Source organism: Nocardioides sp. (assembly GCF_044226765.1).
Lineage (GTDB): Bacteria > Actinomycetota > Actinomycetes > Propionibacteriales > Nocardioidaceae > Nocardioides.
The window spans coordinates 240,052-257,534 of sequence record NZ_JBGAGJ010000002.1 but is presented as its reverse complement, the minus strand read 5'-3'; the positions used below and the strand labels follow the sequence as shown (position 1 = coordinate 257,534).

At 70.2% G+C, this 17,483-nt stretch carries 13 protein-coding genes; 1 reads left to right on the top strand and 12 read right to left on the bottom strand.

Annotated features, from left to right (window positions below):
• Window positions 1–9: 9 nt before the first annotated feature.
• The 7 genes from ACILRH_RS06045 to ACILRH_RS06015 all read right to left on the bottom strand — a co-directional run bounded on the left by ACILRH_RS06045 (window position 10) and on the right by ACILRH_RS06015 (window position 9,649).
• Window positions 10–1,026: an ABC transporter permease gene (locus ACILRH_RS06045; protein ID WP_395691578.1), complete on the bottom strand. Its 1,017-nt coding sequence runs from the start codon at window positions 1,024–1,026 to the stop codon at window positions 10–12.
• Window positions 1,027–1,177: 151 nt separating this feature from the next.
• Window positions 1,178–2,926 carry an ABC transporter substrate-binding protein gene (locus ACILRH_RS06040; protein WP_395691577.1) on the bottom strand — a complete coding sequence of 583 codons (1,749 nt, stop codon included), beginning with the start codon at window positions 2,924–2,926 and terminating at the stop codon, window positions 1,178–1,180.
• A 108-nt stretch (window positions 2,927–3,034) separates the two neighbouring features.
• On the bottom strand, window positions 3,035–4,045 hold the full coding sequence (locus ACILRH_RS06035) for an ABC transporter permease (protein ID WP_395691576.1): 1,011 nt from the start codon (window positions 4,043–4,045) through the stop codon (window positions 3,035–3,037).
• 191 nt (window positions 4,046–4,236) lie between these two features.
• Complete coding sequence (aspS, locus tag ACILRH_RS06030; protein WP_395691575.1) at window positions 4,237–6,009, bottom strand: aspartate--tRNA ligase; 1,773 nt, start codon at window positions 6,007–6,009, stop codon at window positions 4,237–4,239.
• Window positions 6,006–7,370, bottom strand: coding sequence for a histidine--tRNA ligase (gene hisS / locus ACILRH_RS06025; RefSeq protein WP_395691574.1), 1,365 nt, complete (start codon window positions 7,368–7,370; stop codon window positions 6,006–6,008). Before hisS ends, aspS begins: the two co-directional genes overlap by 4 nt.
• Window positions 7,371–7,374: 4 nt before the next feature.
• Window positions 7,375–8,097, bottom strand: a complete 723-nt coding sequence (locus ACILRH_RS06020; protein ID WP_395691572.1) for an MBL fold metallo-hydrolase — start codon at window positions 8,095–8,097, stop codon at window positions 7,375–7,377.
• 82 nt (window positions 8,098–8,179) lie between these two features.
• Window positions 8,180–9,649, bottom strand: coding sequence for a trypsin-like peptidase domain-containing protein (locus tag ACILRH_RS06015; protein WP_395691571.1), 1,470 nt, complete (start codon window positions 9,647–9,649; stop codon window positions 8,180–8,182).
• 196 nt (window positions 9,650–9,845) lie between these two features.
• Between ACILRH_RS06015 and ACILRH_RS06010 the strand changes: the two genes are divergently transcribed.
• Entirely contained in the window at window positions 9,846–11,072 is a 1,227-nt protein-coding gene (locus tag ACILRH_RS06010) for a DUF349 domain-containing protein (RefSeq protein ID WP_395691570.1), read from the top strand.
• 151 nt (window positions 11,073–11,223) lie between these two features.
• Here ACILRH_RS06010 and ACILRH_RS06005 read toward each other — a convergent pair whose 3' ends face one another.
• The 5 genes from ACILRH_RS06005 to yajC all read right to left on the bottom strand — a co-directional run bounded on the left by ACILRH_RS06005 (window position 11,224) and on the right by yajC (window position 17,461).
• Complete coding sequence (locus ACILRH_RS06005) at window positions 11,224–13,455, bottom strand: RelA/SpoT family protein (protein ID WP_395692078.1); 2,232 nt, start codon at window positions 13,453–13,455, stop codon at window positions 11,224–11,226.
• A gap of 108 nt (window positions 13,456–13,563) precedes the next feature.
• On the bottom strand, window positions 13,564–14,112 hold the full coding sequence (locus ACILRH_RS06000) for an adenine phosphoribosyltransferase (RefSeq protein WP_395691569.1): 549 nt from the start codon (window positions 14,110–14,112) through the stop codon (window positions 13,564–13,566).
• A 22-nt stretch (window positions 14,113–14,134) separates the two neighbouring features.
• Window positions 14,135–15,385, bottom strand: a complete 1,251-nt coding sequence (gene secF / locus ACILRH_RS05995) for a protein translocase subunit SecF (RefSeq protein ID WP_395691568.1) — start codon at window positions 15,383–15,385, stop codon at window positions 14,135–14,137.
• Window positions 15,385–17,139 (bottom strand): protein translocase subunit SecD, encoded by a 1,755-nt coding sequence (secD, locus tag ACILRH_RS05990; RefSeq protein ID WP_395691566.1) that lies wholly within the window; start codon window positions 17,137–17,139, stop codon window positions 15,385–15,387. Before secD ends, secF begins: the two co-directional genes overlap by 1 nt.
• Window position 17,140: 1 nt before the next feature.
• A complete protein-coding gene (gene yajC / locus ACILRH_RS05985; RefSeq protein WP_395691564.1) occupies window positions 17,141–17,461 on the bottom strand; it encodes a preprotein translocase subunit YajC in 321 nt (106 codons plus the stop codon).
• Window positions 17,462–17,483: the final 22 nt, after the last annotated feature.

The window sequence follows — 17,483 nt, the reverse complement described above, 5'->3', positions numbered from 1 at the left end:
CTATCCTCCTCAGCCGACGCGTACGCGCGGGTCGATGACGGCGTACAGGACGTCGACGATGATGTTGGCGACGATCACGAAGGCGCCCAGCAGGAGCACCAGGCCGATGATCGTCGGCAGGTCGTAGGCAGCGTTGGCGTCGACGGCGAGCTTGCCCAGACCGTTGAAGTTGAAGACCGTCTCGGTGATGATCGCGCCGCCCATCAGGCCCGCGAAGTCCAGGCCCACGAGGGTGACGAGCGGGGTGAGCGCGGCGCGCATGCTGTGCTTGACCAGCACGCGACGGCTCTTGAGGCCCTTGGCCCGCGCCGTGCGCACGTAGTCCTCGCTCATCGACTCCAGCACGAAGGCGCGGGTCATCCGCACGTAGCCGGCCATGTAGACCAGCGCCAGCGTCAGGGCGGGCAGGAACAGGTTCGAGAGCCACGGGCCGACGCCGCCCTCGGCGATCGGGGTGTAGCTCGGCACTTGGACCCACTGCCACTGGATGGCGACGAACTTCAGCAGGAACAGGCCGATGAAGAAGGTGGGGAAGGCATAGAACACCAATGAGGCGCCGACGATACCTCGATCCATGAACGAGCCTTTTCTGACCGCGGCGATGACGCCGAAGACCACCCCTCCGGTCAGCCACAGCACCAGCGCGACCAGCGCGAGCGACAAGGAGACCGGGAAGGCCTCCTTCATCTCCTCCGCCACGGTCTGCTGGTTGACCACGGAGTAGCCGAAGCAGGGTGCGGTGCAGTCGACGACCAGCTCGGGCGCCTTCTTGGCGATCTCCGGGTCGTCGGGGTACTGGCGACCCGCGGCCACGCCCTTCATGAAGTTGGTCCACTGGGTGACCACGGGCTGGTCGTAGCCCAGCGCCTTGCGGGTCTGCTCCTTCAGCGCGGGCGAGCAGTTCTTGCCGCACGCGTACCGCGCCGGGTCCACCGGTGAGGCGAAGAAGAGCATGAACGTCACCAGGGACATCACCATCAGCAAGATCACACCGATGAACAACCGGCGCACGACGTAGGCGAACATCGGGACCACCTCGAGGGTCGGATGGGAGTGCAGGGCCGCAGGGGGCCCCCCCCCCCCCCCGGTCGCCGGGCGGCCGCGGTGAGCGACCGCCCGGCGGGTGTTGCTGTGCTGCAGTGTTGCTGTGACCAGGTCTAGCGGTTCTGGTCCACCGTCAGTTCTCGACGCCGATCGGACCGAGGTCCGGGTACATCGAGGAGGCCGGGGTGTTGGTGTAACCCGTCACCTTGGAGCCACGGAGGAAGTAGAACTGCGCGATCTCCAGCGGGATGTACGCGGTGTCCTTGCCGAGCACCTCGTCACCCTGCTGCAGGGCCGCGGTCTGGTCGTCCAGCGTGCTGGCCGACTGGGCCTCGTCCACCAGACCGTTGAACTCGTCGCTCTTGTAGGCGCCGTAGTCCTGGCCGTCGGAGGCCGCGGTCAGGTTCGGGCGGCTGTCGAACAGCGGCGGGGTCACGGTGATCGCCGACGGCCAGTCAGCACCCCAGCCGGCCCACATGACGTCGCTGTCCTTGTCGGGCTGCTGCACGACGTCGTAGTAGGTGTCGCCCAGCGGGTCGAGCGAGACGTCGAAGCCCGCGTCGGTCCAGGTCTCCTTCAGCGCGGAGGCCTGCTTGTCAGCGGTGTCGGACTGCGGGTAGGTGAACTTCAGCGGCACCGGCAGCTTCACGCCGGCGTCGGTGAGGATCTTCTTGGCGGCCGCAGCGTCGCCGGCCTCCGGGATGTCGGCGAACGACGGGTTCGGCTTGTAGCCGACGACCTGCGGGTTCACGATCGAGTCGGCCGGGGTGTAGGCCTTCTCGCCACCACCCGCGGTGATCCACCCGGTCTTGTTCGTTGCCATCGCGAGCGCCTGCCGGACGGCCGGGTCGGTGAGCCGGCGGAAGTTCGGCACCAGGTAGTCGACGTACGGCGAGGCCACGAGCACGGAGCGGTCGGCGACCGGGCCGGTGATCTGGCTGTAGTAGGCCGGCGGGACGCGCTGGCTGGTGACGGCGTACTGGTCGTCACCGCTGTCGGCGATCAGGCGGTCGTAGATCGTCTCGGTGGTCTGACCCACGTTGAAGTCGATCTCGTCCGGCAGCGCCATGCGGATGTCGGTCGAGTCGGTCGACGCGTCGTAGTTGGGGTTACGGACGAAGGCCGCGCCCTTGTTCTTGTTCCACTGGTTGCCCTTGATCATGTAGGGGCCGTTGGAGAAGATCTGGTAGTTGGACTTCGCGCCCTGGTCCTTGTCCTGGCGGTACGGGTCCATCATCGTCAGGCTGGCCACGGCGAGCGGGAAGTCCGGCCACGGCTTCTTGAAGTTGTACGTGATGGTGTTGCCGTCGCAGGTGATCGCCTTGTCGAAGGCGGCCTGGCCCGCGTCGGTGTGGTTGTACGGACCGGTGTAGATCGGCAGGCCGGTCTTCTTGTCCGTCGGGATGTCCAGGTAGGTCAGGATGTAGTTCGGACCACCGGTGATCACGTCGGTCGCGAAGACACGCGAGGCGCCGTACTTGAAGTCCTCACAGGTGACGGGCTTGCCGTCCTCCCACTTCACGCCGTCCTTGACCGTGAACTTCCAGACCTTGCCGCCCTCGGAGGAGGTGCCGGTGTCGGTCGCGAGGTCCGGGACCGGCGTGTTCGCCTTCTCCACGTCGGTGGAGATCGGGAAGGCGACCAGGCTGCGGTACACGGTCCGGCGGAAGTTGGTCAGCTCGACACCGACGTAGGTCCGCTGCGGGTCCACGTGCTCGTACGGCGCGTAGATGTAGTACAGCAGCGTGCCGCCGGCCTTGCCGGCCGACTCGCCATCCGAGGGGCTGTTGGAGTCAGACCCCGACCCCCCGCACGCGGCGAGCCCGGCCGCCAACGCGATCGCGGCGGTGCCGGCGAGCAACCGCTTTCGATACTTGAACATTACTTCTCCTTCAGTGTGTGTCGCGCCTGGAGCGGCGGCACCTCCGGCGACTCCGTATCGCCGAAAATCGGGGTGGGGACGGGGACGAGCATCCGACCGTGGTCTGCGCTACTGGGCCGACTTGGGGTCGAGGGCGTCGCGGATCCCGTCGCCGAGCAGGTTGAAGCTGACGACGATCAGCATGATCAGGAAGGCCGGGCCGAAGAAGAACCCGAAGTCGGCCTGCGAGTAGTTGACCGAGCCCTTGAGGATGTTGCCGAGGGTCGGGGTCGGCGGCTTGATGCCGACGCTGAGGTAGCTCAGGGCCGCCTCGGCCGAGATGTAGAGCGGCATGGTGAGCGTGAACGTGACCAGCAGCGGGGCCCACAGGTTCGGGAGGATCTCCTTGAAGTAGATCCGCCGGCGCGACGCGCCGACCAGGACGGCCGCGTCCACGAACTCGCGCTCGCGGATCGAGAGCACCTGGCCACGCATGATGCGGGTGATGCCGGGCCAGCCGAACAGGCCGAGCACGAGGATCACGTACACCGCGTTCGGCAGGGCGGCCGAGTCGTTGCCGGGCAGGTACTTGGCGACGAACGCGACGCCCAGGCTGGACAGGGCCAGCAGCATCAGGGTCTGAGGGAAGGACAGCGTCAGGTCGACAGCCCGGCCGATGATCGAGTCGGTCCAGCCACCGCTGAAGCCCGAGATGATGCCGAGCGCGGTGCCGAGGCCGATGGCGATGATCGTGGACGCCAGCGCGATCGCCAGCGAGAACGTGACCCCGTAGACGAGGCGGGACAGCACGTCGCGGCCGGTGCCCGGCTCCACGCCGAGGGGGTGGGACCAGCTGACGCCGCCGAAGCTGCCCTTGGGGAGGGTGTCGGAGTTCAGCAGCTCCTGGTGGAGCGTGAACGGGTCGAGCACGCCGGTCTTGACCAGGATCGGCGCCGAGATGCCGATGAGGAGGTAGACCACGACGATCCAGAACGACACCATCGAGAGCCGGTCCTGCCGGAACCGGGCGATCGCGAGCTTCGTCGGCGACCGTCCAGCGATCTTGCTGGGGTCCGCGACGGTGGCGTCCGTCCCGGGCGGGAGCTGTTCAACTTCCAGGTTCGAAGCCTGAAGAGACATGGCACCTCTGTCGTGTCGGATGAGCTTGGCCGTCGGTCGTGCGGGAGCCGGATCACGGCTGCCGGAAGGCCGGCGACCGCTGCGACTCTATGTGACGCCCACACCTCATCGGGTCATCTGCGTGTAACGATCTGGTCTCGAGATCTTCTTGTTATCCGGGGGTCATCGTGCCGCAACCACCGTCCGGGCGATCAGGCCTGCGACGGGACGTCCTTCTCCGGAGCGGCGTCCACCCCGGCTTCCTTCCGCTGCTCGGGCGTGATCGGCGCAGGTGCCGCAGTGAGCGGATCGAAGCCCCCACCTGACTTCGGGAACGCGATGACGTCCCGGATCGAGTCGCTGCCGGACAGCAGCGCGACGATCCGGTCCCAGCCGAACGCGATGCCGCCGTGGGGCGGTGCGCCGTACTTGAACGCCTCCAGCAGGAAGCCGAACTTCTCCTCCGCCTCGGCCTCGCCGATGCCCATCACCTCGAAGACCCGCTTCTGCACGTCCTCGCGGTGGATACGGATCGACCCGCCCCCGATCTCGTTGCCGTTGCAGACGATGTCGTAGGCCCACGCCACGGCGCTGCCCGGGTCGGAGTCGAAGGTGTCGAGGTCCTGGGGGGAGGTGAACGCGTGGTGCACCGCGGTCCACGCACCGCTCCCGACGGCCACGTCGCCGGCCGCGGTGGCCTCGTCCGCGGGCTCGAACAGCGGTGCGTCGACGATCCAGGTGAACGCCCAGGCGGACTCGTCGAGGAGTCCGCACCGGCGACCGATCTCCAGCCGCGCAGCGCCGAGGAGCGCGCGGCTGGTCTTGACTGGCCCGGCGGCGAAGAAGATGCAGTCCCCCGGCTCGGCGCCGACGTGGGCCGCCAGGCCGGCGCGCTCGGCGTCGGAGATGTTCTTGGCGACCGGCCCGGTCAGCTCACCGTCCGGCTGGACCAGCGCGTAGGCCAGGCCGCGGGCGCCCCGCTGCTTGGCCCACTCCTGCCACGCGTCGAGCTGCTTGCGCGGCTGGCCCGCTCCCCCAGGCATGACGACGGCGCCGACGTACGGCGCCTGGAAGACCCGGAACGGCGTCTCGGCGAAGAACTCCGTGCAGTCGACCAGCTCCTGACCCATCCGCAGGTCGGGCTTGTCGGAGCCGAAGCGGGCCATCGCCTCGGCGTAGGTCATCCGCGGCAGCGGCGTGGCGATCTCGTGGCCGATCAGGCGCCACAGCGCGACCAGGACCTCCTCCGCCACCGCGATGACGTCGTCCTGCTCCACGAAGCTCATCTCGATGTCGAGCTGGGTGAACTCCGGCTGACGGTCGGCTCGGAAGTCCTCGTCGCGGTAGCAGCGCGCGATCTGGAAGTACCGCTCCATGCCCGCGACCATCAGCAGCTGCTTGAACAGCTGGGGACTCTGCGGGAGCGCGTACCAGCTCCCTGGCTGCAGGCGCGCAGGGACCAGGAAGTCGCGGGCACCCTCGGGCGTGGACCGGGTGAGCGTCGGCGTCTCGATCTCGACGAAGCCGTGCCCGTCGAGCACGTCGCGCGCGGCCTTGTTGACCTTGCTGCGCAGCCGCAGCGCCCGGTTGGGACCCGACCGGCGCAGGTCGAGGTAGCGGTGGCGCAGCCGCGCCTCCTCCCCCACGTCCACGTGATCGCTGATGGGGAACGGCAGCGGGGCGGCCGCACTGAGCACCTCGACCTCGCTGGCGACGACCTCGACCTCACCGGTGGCCAGGTTCGGGTTCTCGTTGCCCTCCTTGCGCCGGGTGACCTCACCGGTCACCCGGAGGCAGTACTCGGCCCGCAGGTGGTGGGCGACCTGCTCGTCGCGGATGACCACCTGGACGACGCCGCTGGCCTCGCGGAGGTCGATGAAGGCGACCCCGCCGTGGTCGCGCCGGTTGGCGACCCACCCGGCGAGGGTGACGGTCTGGCCGGCGTGCTCGGCACGCAGGGCGCCGGCGTCGTGGGTGCGGATCACGGGTGCTGCTCCTCGTCGTCGACGACATGGCTCGTGCGGACCTGCGGTCGCAGGTCCTCCTCGGGTGGCGTCCAGGCAGCGGGATCGGCCGCGACCTGCTCACCGGACCGGATGTCCTTGACCTCGTCCTGGGCCCCGTCGCGACCGGGGAACCAGACGAAGGGGATGCCTCGCCGCTCGGCGTAGCGGATCTGCTTGCCGAACTTCTGAGCGGAGGCGGCCACCTCGGTCGGGATCCCGCGCGCTCGGAGGGCGTCGGCCACAGCCGTGCTCGCCGACCGGCTCTCCTCGTCGGTGACGGCGACCAGGACCGCGCTGGGCACCGGTCGGCTGCCCGCGAGCACGCCGTCGGCCAGCAGCGGGATCAGCGTCCGGGACACGCCGAAGGAGACACCGACGCCGGGGTAGGTCGAGCGCCCGTCGCTCGCCAGCGCGTCGTACCGGCCACCGCCGCCGACCGACTTCAGGCGCTCGTACCCCGCCATGAAGATCTCGACGACGGTGCCGGTGTAGTAGTCGAGCCCCCGCGCGATGCGCAGGTTGGCCTCGACGGTCACGTGCCGGTGGTCGCCGGCGGCGCAGCCCTCGACGACGGCGGCGAGCTCGGCGAGCCCCTCGTCCAGCAGGTCGTCCTCGACCCCGAGCGCGCGCACCCGCTCCACGAAGGAGGTGTCGGCCACCCGGATCGTCGCGAGCTCGAGGCAGCGCCGCGCCTGCTCGGGAGTGGCCCCGGCGTCCTCGACCAGCAGCTCGGCGACCCGGTCGCCCAGCTTGTCGAGCTTGTCGATGGTGCGGATGGCGGCGGTCAGGTCGGGGAGCCCGAGCCCGCGGTAGAAGCCCTGGATCAGCTTGCGGTTGTTGAACTGGAAGCTCACCGGCGGGATCGGCAGCGCGTCGAGCGCCTCGACCATCACCCGCATCACCTCCACGTCGTGGTGGAACGGCAGGACGTCCTTGCCGACGATGTCGACGTCGGCCTGGGTGAACTGCCGGTAGCGGCCCTCCTGGGGCCGCTCCCCCCGCCACGCCGGCTGGATCTGGAAGCGCCGGAACGGGAACTCCAGGTGCCCGGCGTGCTCAAGGACGTAGCGGGCGAACGGGACGGTCAGGTCGAAGTGCAGGCCGAGGCCCGCGTCGCCCTCCTCGTCGCCGGCCTGCAGCCTCCGCAGGACGTAGATCTCCTTGTCGATCTCGCCGCCCTTCGCGAGCCGGTCCAGCGGCTCGACGACGCGCGTCTCGATGTTGGCGAAGCCGTGCAGCTCGAAGGTGCGCGAGAGCGAGGCGACGACCTCGCGCTCCACGACGCGGGCGGCAGGCAGCAGCTCGGGGAACCCGCTGAGCGGGGTGGGCTTGGCACTCATGGAGTCACAGACCTCGGGTGACGCGGCCCGCGTCGCCCGCTGACGGGTCGGCGGACTGCAGGTCGAGCAGGAACGGGTTGGTCGCGCGCTCGCGGCCGATCGAGGTCTGCTCGCCGTGACCGGGCAGCACCACGACGTCGTCGGGCAGGGTCAGCACCTTGTCGCGCAGGCTGCGCAGCATCGTCGGATGGTCCCCGCCGGGCAGGTCGGTGCGGCCGATCGATCCCGCGAAGAGCAGGTCGCCGGAGAACATCACCTCCGACACGTCCTCGCGCTCGTACGGCGACCGGAAGGTCACCGACCCCGCCGTGTGCCCGGGCGCGTGGTCGACGACGAAGCGGAGGCCCGCGACCTCGAGCTCCTGGCCGTCGGCGAGCTCGCGCACGTCGTCGGGCTCGGCGAACTCGTAGCGCCCGCCCAGCAGCATCGCGCTCGTCTCGGGCGACAGGCCGGACATCGGGTCCGCCAGGAGGTGCCGGTCGGCGGGGTGGATCCAGGCCGTGGCGTCGTACGTGCCGGCGACCGGCGCAACGCACCACATGTGGTCGACGTGGCCGTGGGTGACGAGGACGGCGACCGGCTTGAGCCGGTGCTCGCGGACCACCTCGGCCACCCCTGCAGCCGCGTCCTTGCCGGGGTCGAGGACCACGCACTCGCTGCCCGCACCGGTGGCGGCGACGTAGCAGTTGGTGCCCCACGGCCCCGCGGGGAATCCGGCGATCAGCACCCGGGCAGCCTACCCAGCACGACGCGGCGGCGTCGCACGGGTGCGTGCGGCGCCGCTGCGCCGGGCCGCCGTGCTCGGGCGGCTACTCCACGTGGGTCCCGCAGTTGGTGCAGAACTGGGCGTCGTGCTCGATCGGCTCACCGCAGTGCGCGCAGAAGTGGTGCTCGTGCGGTGCGGGCGCGGGTGCAGCCGGCGCCGGCGCCGTGGGCGGTGCGGTGACGGTGGGTGCCGGGACGGTGGGCGCGGGCGCGGCGCCCCGACCGGCCGGCACCGGTGCCGGCGGCGCGACCGCCACGGACCCGGGCTCCGCCATCGGCGGGACCGGCGGCGGGACCGGGGTCCCCGGACGACGCCGACGAACCAGCAGCAGGGTCAGCACGCCGGCCGCGGCCAGCACCACGACCACCGCGCCACCGATGACGAGGAGCAGCACCAGCACACCGGGTCCCGAGTCCTCGGCCGGCTCGGGGAGCGCCTGGGCCTTGTGCAGGTACTCGGTCGCCAGCTGGTTGCTCGGCTGGTCGCCGACGACGGTCGTCAACTTGTCGACCGCGACCTGCTTGTCACCGTCCCAGTAGGCCTGGAGGCCGTCGCGGTACGCGGTGGTCGTGTCGCTCACCTCGTTGTCGACGCCGGCATCGGCCAACAGCTCGGCGAGCTGGTCGGCGGGGCGCACGAAGTTGAACGGCTGCGGCTCACCGGAGATCCCGAAGCTGTTGACCCCGATGACCTGTCCGTCCAGGTCGACCGTCGGGCCACCGCTCATGCCACCGGACACGGCGGCCGAGATCTCGTAGACGGTGAGCAGGCCGCCCTGCACGGTCTTGACCGAGCTGATCGACCCGTCCTTGAAGCTCGGGGTGAGGTCGGGATCGGTCACCGAGTCGACCGAGGCGGGGTAGCCCACCGAGACGATGTCGGTGCCGACCTCGGCCCCCTCGTCCGAGAGGGGCAGGGCGTTGAGCCCGGAGGCCTCCACCTTGAGCAGGGCGACGTCGCCCTCGCCGGGGCCGAGCTTGTCGACCACGCGGGCGCGGCGCACCTCGGCTGTCTGGATGCCCGACGCCGCCGCACCCCAGCCGACCTGGATGGTCAGGTCGGCCCGGTTGACCTTGTCGTAGGTCTCGACGCGGTAGTCCTGGAAGGCGAGGATCTGGGCGACGGTGAGCGAGTCCGCGACGTAGTAGTCGTTCGCGATCGCCCACTGTGCCGCGGCCCGGAAGAACGCGGGCGCGACCTCGTCGAGGTCGACGCAGTGTCCTGCCGTGGCGATGTAGCCCTCGGGGTTGACGACGAATCCGGTGCACTGGAAGGACAGCTGGAACTGCTGTCCGCCGTTGAGGTACTGCTTGTTGGCCTTGTCGTAGACGTAGGCCGCCCAGTCCTGCTGGAGGTAGACGATGCTCGGCTGGACCAGTGCGTTGACGCGCTCCAGCGGAGTCTCCGGCGACGCCGAGCCGTCGGCGCGGGCCCCTCCGGCACCCAGGACGGTCCACCCGATGAGCGCCAGTGCAGCCAGGACCACGGCTGCGCTGCGACGACGATCGCGCATGACGACCCCCTCTGCCGCAGAGATGTCCTCACTTTCGAACCTAGAGCCGCGAGGCGTGCCCAGGCAGGGTCTGTGGTCCCGAGCCGGTGATGGCCCGGGACCCGGGCGGCCCACCGGGTGCGGTCGCCCCGACAGCCGGCCGGCTCCGCCTGACTAGCATGGGCGTGCCACGACCTGGAGCGAGCGGAGCGAAGCAGTGACGAGCCACGATTGGGGCCGCGTCGACGACGACGGCACCGTCTACGTGAAGACCGCGGACGGGGAGCGCTCCGTCGGGCAGTACCCCGAGGGAACCCCCGAGGAGGCGCTGAGGTTCTTCACCGAGCGGTACGACGCCCTCGCCTTCGAGGTCGAGCTGCTGGAGCGGCGGGTCCGCTCGGGGGTGATGTCGCCCGAGGAGGCCGCCGTGTCGGTGCGCACCGTCCGCGGTCAGGTGGTCGACGCCAACGCGGTCGGCGACCTCGCCTCGCTCGCCACCCGGCTGGACGCGCTGACCCCTCTCCTCGACGCCCAGCGGGAGGAGCGCAAGGCCGAGCGCGCCCGTCGCTCCGAGGAGGCGCGTGCCGGCAAGGAGAAGCTGGTCGCCGAGGCCGAGGCGCTCGCCGAGGGCAACGACTGGCGCAACGGCGCCAACCGGATGCGCGAGCTGCTCGACGAGTGGAAGGCGCTCCCCCGCATCGACCGCGCCTCCGACGACGCCTTGTGGCGTCGCTTCTCGAGCGCGCGCACGGCGTACACCCGACGCCGCAAGGCGCACTTCGCCGAGCAGCACGAGAAGCGCGACCAGGCGCGCGCCGTCAAGGAGCGGCTGGCCACGGAGGCCGAGGCGCTCGCGACCTCGACCGACTGGGGCCCGACCGCGGGGCGGTACCGCGACCTGATGCGGCAGTGGAAGGCGGCCGGCCCCGCCCCGCGAGACGTCGACGACGCCCTCTGGAAGCGGTTCCGCGGCGCCCAGGACGCGTTCTTCGGTGCCCGCGACGCGGCCGCCGCCGAGCAGGACCAGGAGTTCGCGGCCAACGCCGTGGTCAAGGAGCAGCTCCTCGTCGAGGCGGAGGCGCTGCTCCCGGTGCAGGACCTCGAGGCCACCAAGCGGGCGTTCCGCGACATCGCCGACCGCTGGGACGCGGCCGGCAAGGTCCCGCGGGACCGGATGCGCGACCTCGAGGGCCGGATGCGCCGGGTCGAGCAGGAGATCCGGGGTGTCGAGGAGGAGCAGTGGCGCCGCTCCGACCCTGAGAAGTCGGCCCGCGCGGACGACATGGTCAGCAAGCTCGAGGCCGCCATCGCCCAGGTCGAGACCGACCTGGAGCAGGCGCGCGGCGCCGGCAACGACAAGAAGGTCCGCGAGCTCGAGGAGAACCTCGAGTCCCGCCGCTCCTTCCTCGACATGGCCAAGCGCGCCGCCGCTGACTACTCCTGACGGGCCGAGTCGGCGCTACGGCCGCGCCGTAGGGACGCGAGTCGGCGCTACTGCCGCGCCGTACCAACTGCTCGGCGGGCGACCGGACACCGACCCCTGCACAAGCGCCGACTCGGCGCCCCCAGCGTCTGCACTGGCGCCGACTCGGCCCCTACTGGGTGACGCGGTAGGCGTCGAAGACGCCGGGGACCGAGCGGACCGCCTTGAGGACGGTGTCGAGGTGCTTGGCCTCGGCCATCTCGAAGGTGAAGCGACTCTTGGCGACCCGGTCGCGGGTGGTCGACAGGTTGGCGCTGAGGATGTCGACGTGGGCGTCGGAGAGCGCCATCGTGATGTCGGAGAGGAGCCGGGCGCGGTCGAGCGCCTCCACCTGGATGTTGACCAGGAAGCTGGACTGGCCGGTCGGCGCCCACTCGACGTCGATCAGGCGCTCGGGATGCGACTCGAGGCTCGCGGCGTTGGTGCAGTTCCTGCGGTGCACCGACACCCCGCCGCCCTTGGTGACGAACCCGAGGATCGGGTCCGGAGGCACCGGCGTGCAGCACTTGGCGAGCTTGACCCACACGTCGGGCGCGCCCTTGACGATGACGCCGGCGTCGCCGCCCGGCTGCACCTTCGACCGGTTGCGGCGGCCGGTGATCGTGACCGCCTCGGCGAGGTCCTCCTGCGCCCCGTCGTCTCCGCCGTGGAGGTCGATGACCCGCCGCACGACGGCCTGCGCGGACAGGTTGCCCTCGCCGACGGCGGCATAGAGCGCGGACACGTCGGCGAGCTTGAAGTGCACCGCGACGAGCATCAGCGACTCGTGGGACATCACCCGCTTGAGCGGGAGCCCCTCCTTGCGCATCAGCTTGGCGATCTGCTCCTTGCCCTGCTCGATCGCCTCCTCGCGCCGCTCCTTGGTGAACCACTGACGGATCTTGGATCGCGCGCGCGGCGACTTCACGAAGGCCAGCCAGTCGCGTGACGGGCCGGCGGTCGGCGACTTGGAGGTGAAGACCTCGACCACGTCGCCGTTCTCCAGCGCCGACTCCAGCGGCACCAGGCGGCCGTTCACCCGGGCGCCGATGGTGTGGTGGCCGACCTCGGTGTGGACCGCGTACGCGAAGTCGACCGGCGTCGCACCCGTGGGCAGCGCGATGACGTCGCCCCGCGGGGTGAACACGTAGACCTCGGCGCGGTTGATCTCGAAGCGCAGCGACTCCAGGAACTCCCCCGGGTCCTCGACCTCGTTCTGCCAGTCGAGGAGCTGCCGCACCCAGGTCATGTCGTCGAGGTCGCCGGGCCGGTCGGTGTCGACACCGGCACGGCCGTCCTCCTTGTACTTCCAGTGCGCGGCGACGCCGTACTCCGCCCGCCGGTGCTGGGCGAAGGTGCGGATCTGCAGCTCCACCGGCTTGCCCTGCGGGCCGATCACCGTGGTGTGCAACGACTGGTACATGTTGAACTTCGGCATCGCGATGTAGTCCTTGAACCGGCCGAGCACCGGGTTCCACCGCGCGTGCAGGATGCCGAGGACGGTGTAGCAGTCACGGTCGTTCTCGACCAGGACCCGGATGCCGACCAGGTCGTAGATGTCGGAGAAGTCGCGGCCGCCGACGATCATCTTCTGGTAGATCGAGTAGTAGTGCTTCGGGCGACCGGTCACCTTCGCCTTGAGCTTCGCCTCGCGCAGGTCCGCCTCGACCTGGTCGATCACCTCGGCCAGGAACTGGTCGCGCGAGGGCGCGCGCTCGGCGACCATCCGGACGATCTCGTCGTAGATCTTGGGGTGCAGGGTGGCGAACGCCAGGTCCTCCAGCTCCCACTTGATCGTGTTCATGCCGAGTCGGTGGGCCAGCGGCGCGTAGATGTCGAGGGTCTCCCGGGCGACCCGCTCCTGGGTCTCGGGGCGGACGTAGCGCAGCGTCCGCATGTTGTGCAGGCGGTCGGCGAGCTTGATCACCAGCACCCGGATGTCGCGCGACATCGCGACGATCATCTTGCGGATCGTCTCGGCCTGCGCCGAGTCGCCGTACTTGACCTTGTCGAGCTTGGTGACGCCGTCGACCAACCGGGCGATCTCGTCGCCGAAGTCCTGGCGGACCTGCTCGAGGGTGTACGGCGTGTCCTCGACCGTGTCGTGCAGCAGCGCCGCAGCCAGCGTCGGCTCGGTCATGCCGATGTCGGCGAGGATCGTGGTGACCGCGAGCGGGTGGGTGATGTACGGGTCGCCGCTCTTGCGGGTCTGGGTGCCGTGCATCCGCTCGGCGGTGAGGTAGGCGCGCTCCAGCAGCGCGAGGTCGGCCTTGGGGTGGCTGTTGCGCACCGACCGGAACAGCGGCTCGAGCACCGGGTTCGCCGTCTGGCTGCGGGTGCCCATCCGGGCCAGACGGGCCCGCATGCTGCGGGTCGACGGCGGGGACTCCGAGGCGCGGCGCTCCCGCTCGTCTGGCGGGGCGGTGCGCTCCTCGGTCACGTCACCCAGTCTACGGCCGGGTCCGCGACCGGGTCACACGGTCAGCAGGGTGGTGACGGGCACGTCGCCCAGCGCCTCACGACCCGGCAGGAAGCCGAGCTCCATCAGCACCGCCACCCCGTGGACCGAGGCTCCACACCGCTCCACCAGGTCGACCGTGGCACGGGCGGTGCCACCGGTGGCGAGGACGTCGTCGACCAGCAGCACCCGCTCACCCGGCCGGACCGAGTCGCGGTGCAGCTCGAGGGTGGCCTCGCCGTACTCCAGCTCGTAGGAGACCGCGAAGGTCTCGCGCGGGAGCTTGCCGGCCTTGCGGACGGGCACGAACCCGACACCGAGGGCCAGCGCGACCGGTGCGCCGAGGATGAAGCCGCGCGACTCCATGCCGAGGACCTTGTCGACGATCGGGGCCCCGTCGGCCCCCCGGGCCGGCGCCGCCAGGGCGAGCACCACCTCGTGCAGCGCCCCGTGGTCGGCGAGCAGCGGAGTGATGTCCTTGAAGAGGATCCCGGGCTCCGGGAAGTCGGGGACGTCGGCGATGAGGGCGAGCGCGCCGTCCAGCCCCGGCCCGGGCTCAGTCATCGCCGGGAGTCATCGCCGGGAGTCACTTCCTGCCCCGCTTGGACTTCGGCTGCCGGGTCGGCTGCTGGCGTCCTGCGGAGGGGCTCTCCTGCACCGGCCGGGTCGGCGTCGGCGCGATCCTTCCGCGGCCCATCGCCTCGGTCGGCCGTGGCTCTCGCACCACGGCCGGGCCGCCGGACACCGGCGCGTCCTCGAGGTCGTCGTCCTCACCGGGCTCGTCCTGGACCGGCATGTCGTCGGAGAACACCGGGACCGCGGCGTACCGGTCGGCCTCGAGCTGCTTGCGGCGCTGGACCGCCCGGCGCTCGGCCTGCTGCACGGCGGTCTCGTTGGCCTTGAGCTGCACCACCAGCGGGGTCGCGATGAAGATCGAGGAGTAGACGCCGGCGATCATGCCGACGAACAGCGCGAGCGCGAGGTCCTTCAGCGTGCTCGCGCCGAGCTGCACGGCGCCGACGTAGAGGATCGCGGCGACCGGGATCAGCGCGACGATCGAGGTGTTGATCGAGCGCACCAGGGTCTGGTTGACCGCGAGGTTCGCGGCCTCGCTGTAGGAGAGCCGGCTCTCGCGCAGGTTCTTGGTGTTCTCACGGACCTTGTCGAAGACGACGACGGTGTCGTAGAGCGAGAAGCCCAGGATGGTGAGCAGGCCGGTGACCGTCGCAGGGGTGACCTCGAAGCCGGAGAGCGCGTAGACGCCGATCGTGATGACGATGTCGTGAGCGAGCGCGACGAGTGCCGCGACCGACATCTTCCACTCGCGGAAGTACGCCCAGATGAAGAGCACGACCAGGACCAGGAAGACCACGAGGCCGATGGCCGACCGCTTGGCGATCTCCTTGCCCCAGCTCGGCCCGATGTCGGTCGTCTGGATGTCCGCCTGGGTCGTGCCGGTCTCGTCAGTGATGACGCCGATGATCTGCTTGCTCTCGGCGGTCGTGACCGGCTTGACCTGGACGATGATCGAGTTCGACGAGCCGCTGCCGCTGGTCGTGACGATCGGCTGCTGGGCGGCTGGGATGCCGGTGTCCGCGACGCTGCTGCGTACCTGGTCGGCGAGGTCCTGGGTCGCCTCGCCGGGAGCCACCCGGACCTTGTACTCGGCACCGCCGACGAACTCGATGCCCATGTCGAGGCCCTTGACCGACAGGCCCAGGACGGCGAGCAGGACGATGACGCCGGAGATGGCGTACCAGAGCCACTTGCGCCCGACGAAGTCGATCGACTTGCGACCCGTGTAGAGGTCGTTGCCGAGTCGTGAGAACTTGCCCATCAGCTGCGACCTCCTGCGGTGGCGATGCGGTCCACGCCCAGCGTCTCGGCGCTGAGGCCCGAGAGCTTGTGGCCGCTGTTGAAGAAGTGGTACCGCGAGAGCAGCCCGACCATCGGGTGGGTGAACCAGAAGAAGATCGCGAGGTCGATCAGCGTCGACAGACCCAGCGCGAAGGCGAAGCCCTTCACCACGCCGGCGGCGAAGATGTAGAGGACGACGGCGGCGAGCAGCGAGACGGTGTCCGCGGCCAGACAGGTGTTCCGTGCCCGCTTCCAGCCGGCCTGCACCGCCACCCGCATCGACTTGCCGTCGCGCATCTCGTCACGAATGCGCTCGAAGTAGACGATGAAGGAGTCGGCCGTGATGCCGACCGCGACGATCAGGCCCGCGATCCCGGGCAGGGTGAGCGTGAAGCCGGCCGTGTGACCCAGCAGGAGCACCAGCGAGTACGTGACCGCGCCGGCGACGACGAGCGAGGCGACCACGACGACGCCGAGACCGCGGTAGTAGAGCAGGCAGTAGATCATCACCAGCAGCAGGCCGAGCAGGCCCGCGGTGATCCCGGCGGTGAGCTGGTCGCCCGCGAGCGAGGCGCCGATCTGCTCGACGGAGATGCCGCCCTTCTCGAAGGCGATCGGCAAGGCGCCGTACTTGAGGCTGGTCGCGAGGCTCTTGGCCGTGGTCTCGGTGAAGTTGCCGCTGATCTGGGCGTCACCGTTGGTGATCACCCCGTCGAACGTCGGCGCGGAGATCACCAGGCCGTCCAGCACGATCGCGAACTGCTGGTTCGTCCCGACCATCGCCTGGGAGAGGTCGGCGAAGACCTTCTTGCCCTCGCCGCCGATCTTGAGCTGCACGATCCACTGCACCGAGGTCTGGGACGGGGTGCCGGCGCTCGCGCTGTCGAGGTCGGTGCCCTTGATCGCGGCGGGCGAGAGGAGGTACTTGGTGGCGGCGTCGTCTCCGGTGCCGCAGGTCACCAGCCACGTGGAGGCGTCGTCGGTGACCGGCTTGTCCGCGGGGCAGGTGTACGCGTTGAACGCGTCGATCGCCTCCTGCGGAGGGTTCGACGCGAAGGCCAGCGCCGCCTTCGCCGGGTCCTGGCTCGAGGAGGAGCCCGAGGAGCCGGACGACGAGGGCGACGCGGACGGGGAGGTGCTCGGCGAGGGGGTGGGCGTCGGCTTGGCCGACGGGGTCGGCGTCGGCTTCGCCGCCGGCGCCGCGGCGAAGGCCGGGCGTCCCTTGGGGCTGCCGGACTGCTTGCCCGAGGGCTTCGCGGACGGCTTGGCGGACGGCTGGGCCGACGGGCTGCTCGACGGCTGCGCCGCGGGGCTGCCCGACGGGGTGCCGCTGGGCAGCTGGGTGGGCGCCGACGTGCCGCAGGCGCCCGGGTTCAGGCTCGAGCACGCGACCGTGCGGAACCGCATCTGGGCGACCCGGGTCACGGTGTCCACCAGGGAGTTGGAGGTGTCGCCGGGGATCTCGACCACGATGTACTTGTTGCCCTGGGTGGTCACCTCCGCCTCGCTGACCCCGGTGCCGTTGACGCGCTGGTCGATGATGCTGGCGGCCTCGTTGAGCTGCTCCGACGTCGGGTTGCCCGAGGCGATCATGGTGATCCGCGTGCCGCCCTTGAGGTCCAGGCCGAGCGCCGGCTTCCAGGTGCCGCCGACCGCAACCAGGACGTAGGAGAGCGCCACCACCGCGAAGAACACCACGAGGGTGCGCCCCGGGCGGGCGGTCTTGCGTGCCATCTCAGTTCTCCTCAGGGCCGGCGAGCGTGCCGGGCTCGTCGTTCGTCGCGAGCTCAGGGTCCGGCTCGTCGACAGGCTTCACCACGCTGCCGATCGCGCCCCGGGCGACCTTGATCTCGACCCCGTCGGCGATCCGCAGCAGGAGGTGGTCGTCCGCCAGGTCCGTCACGGTTCCGTAGACCCCGGAGGTGAGGACGACCCCGTCCTGCACCGACAACGAGTCCTGCATGCCACGCAGTTCCCTCTGCCGCCGACTCGTCGGCCGGATGATGAAGAGCCAGAAGAGCAGGGCGATGCCGACGAGCGGCAGCAACCTAAGCACGAAACAACCTCACGAGCAGACG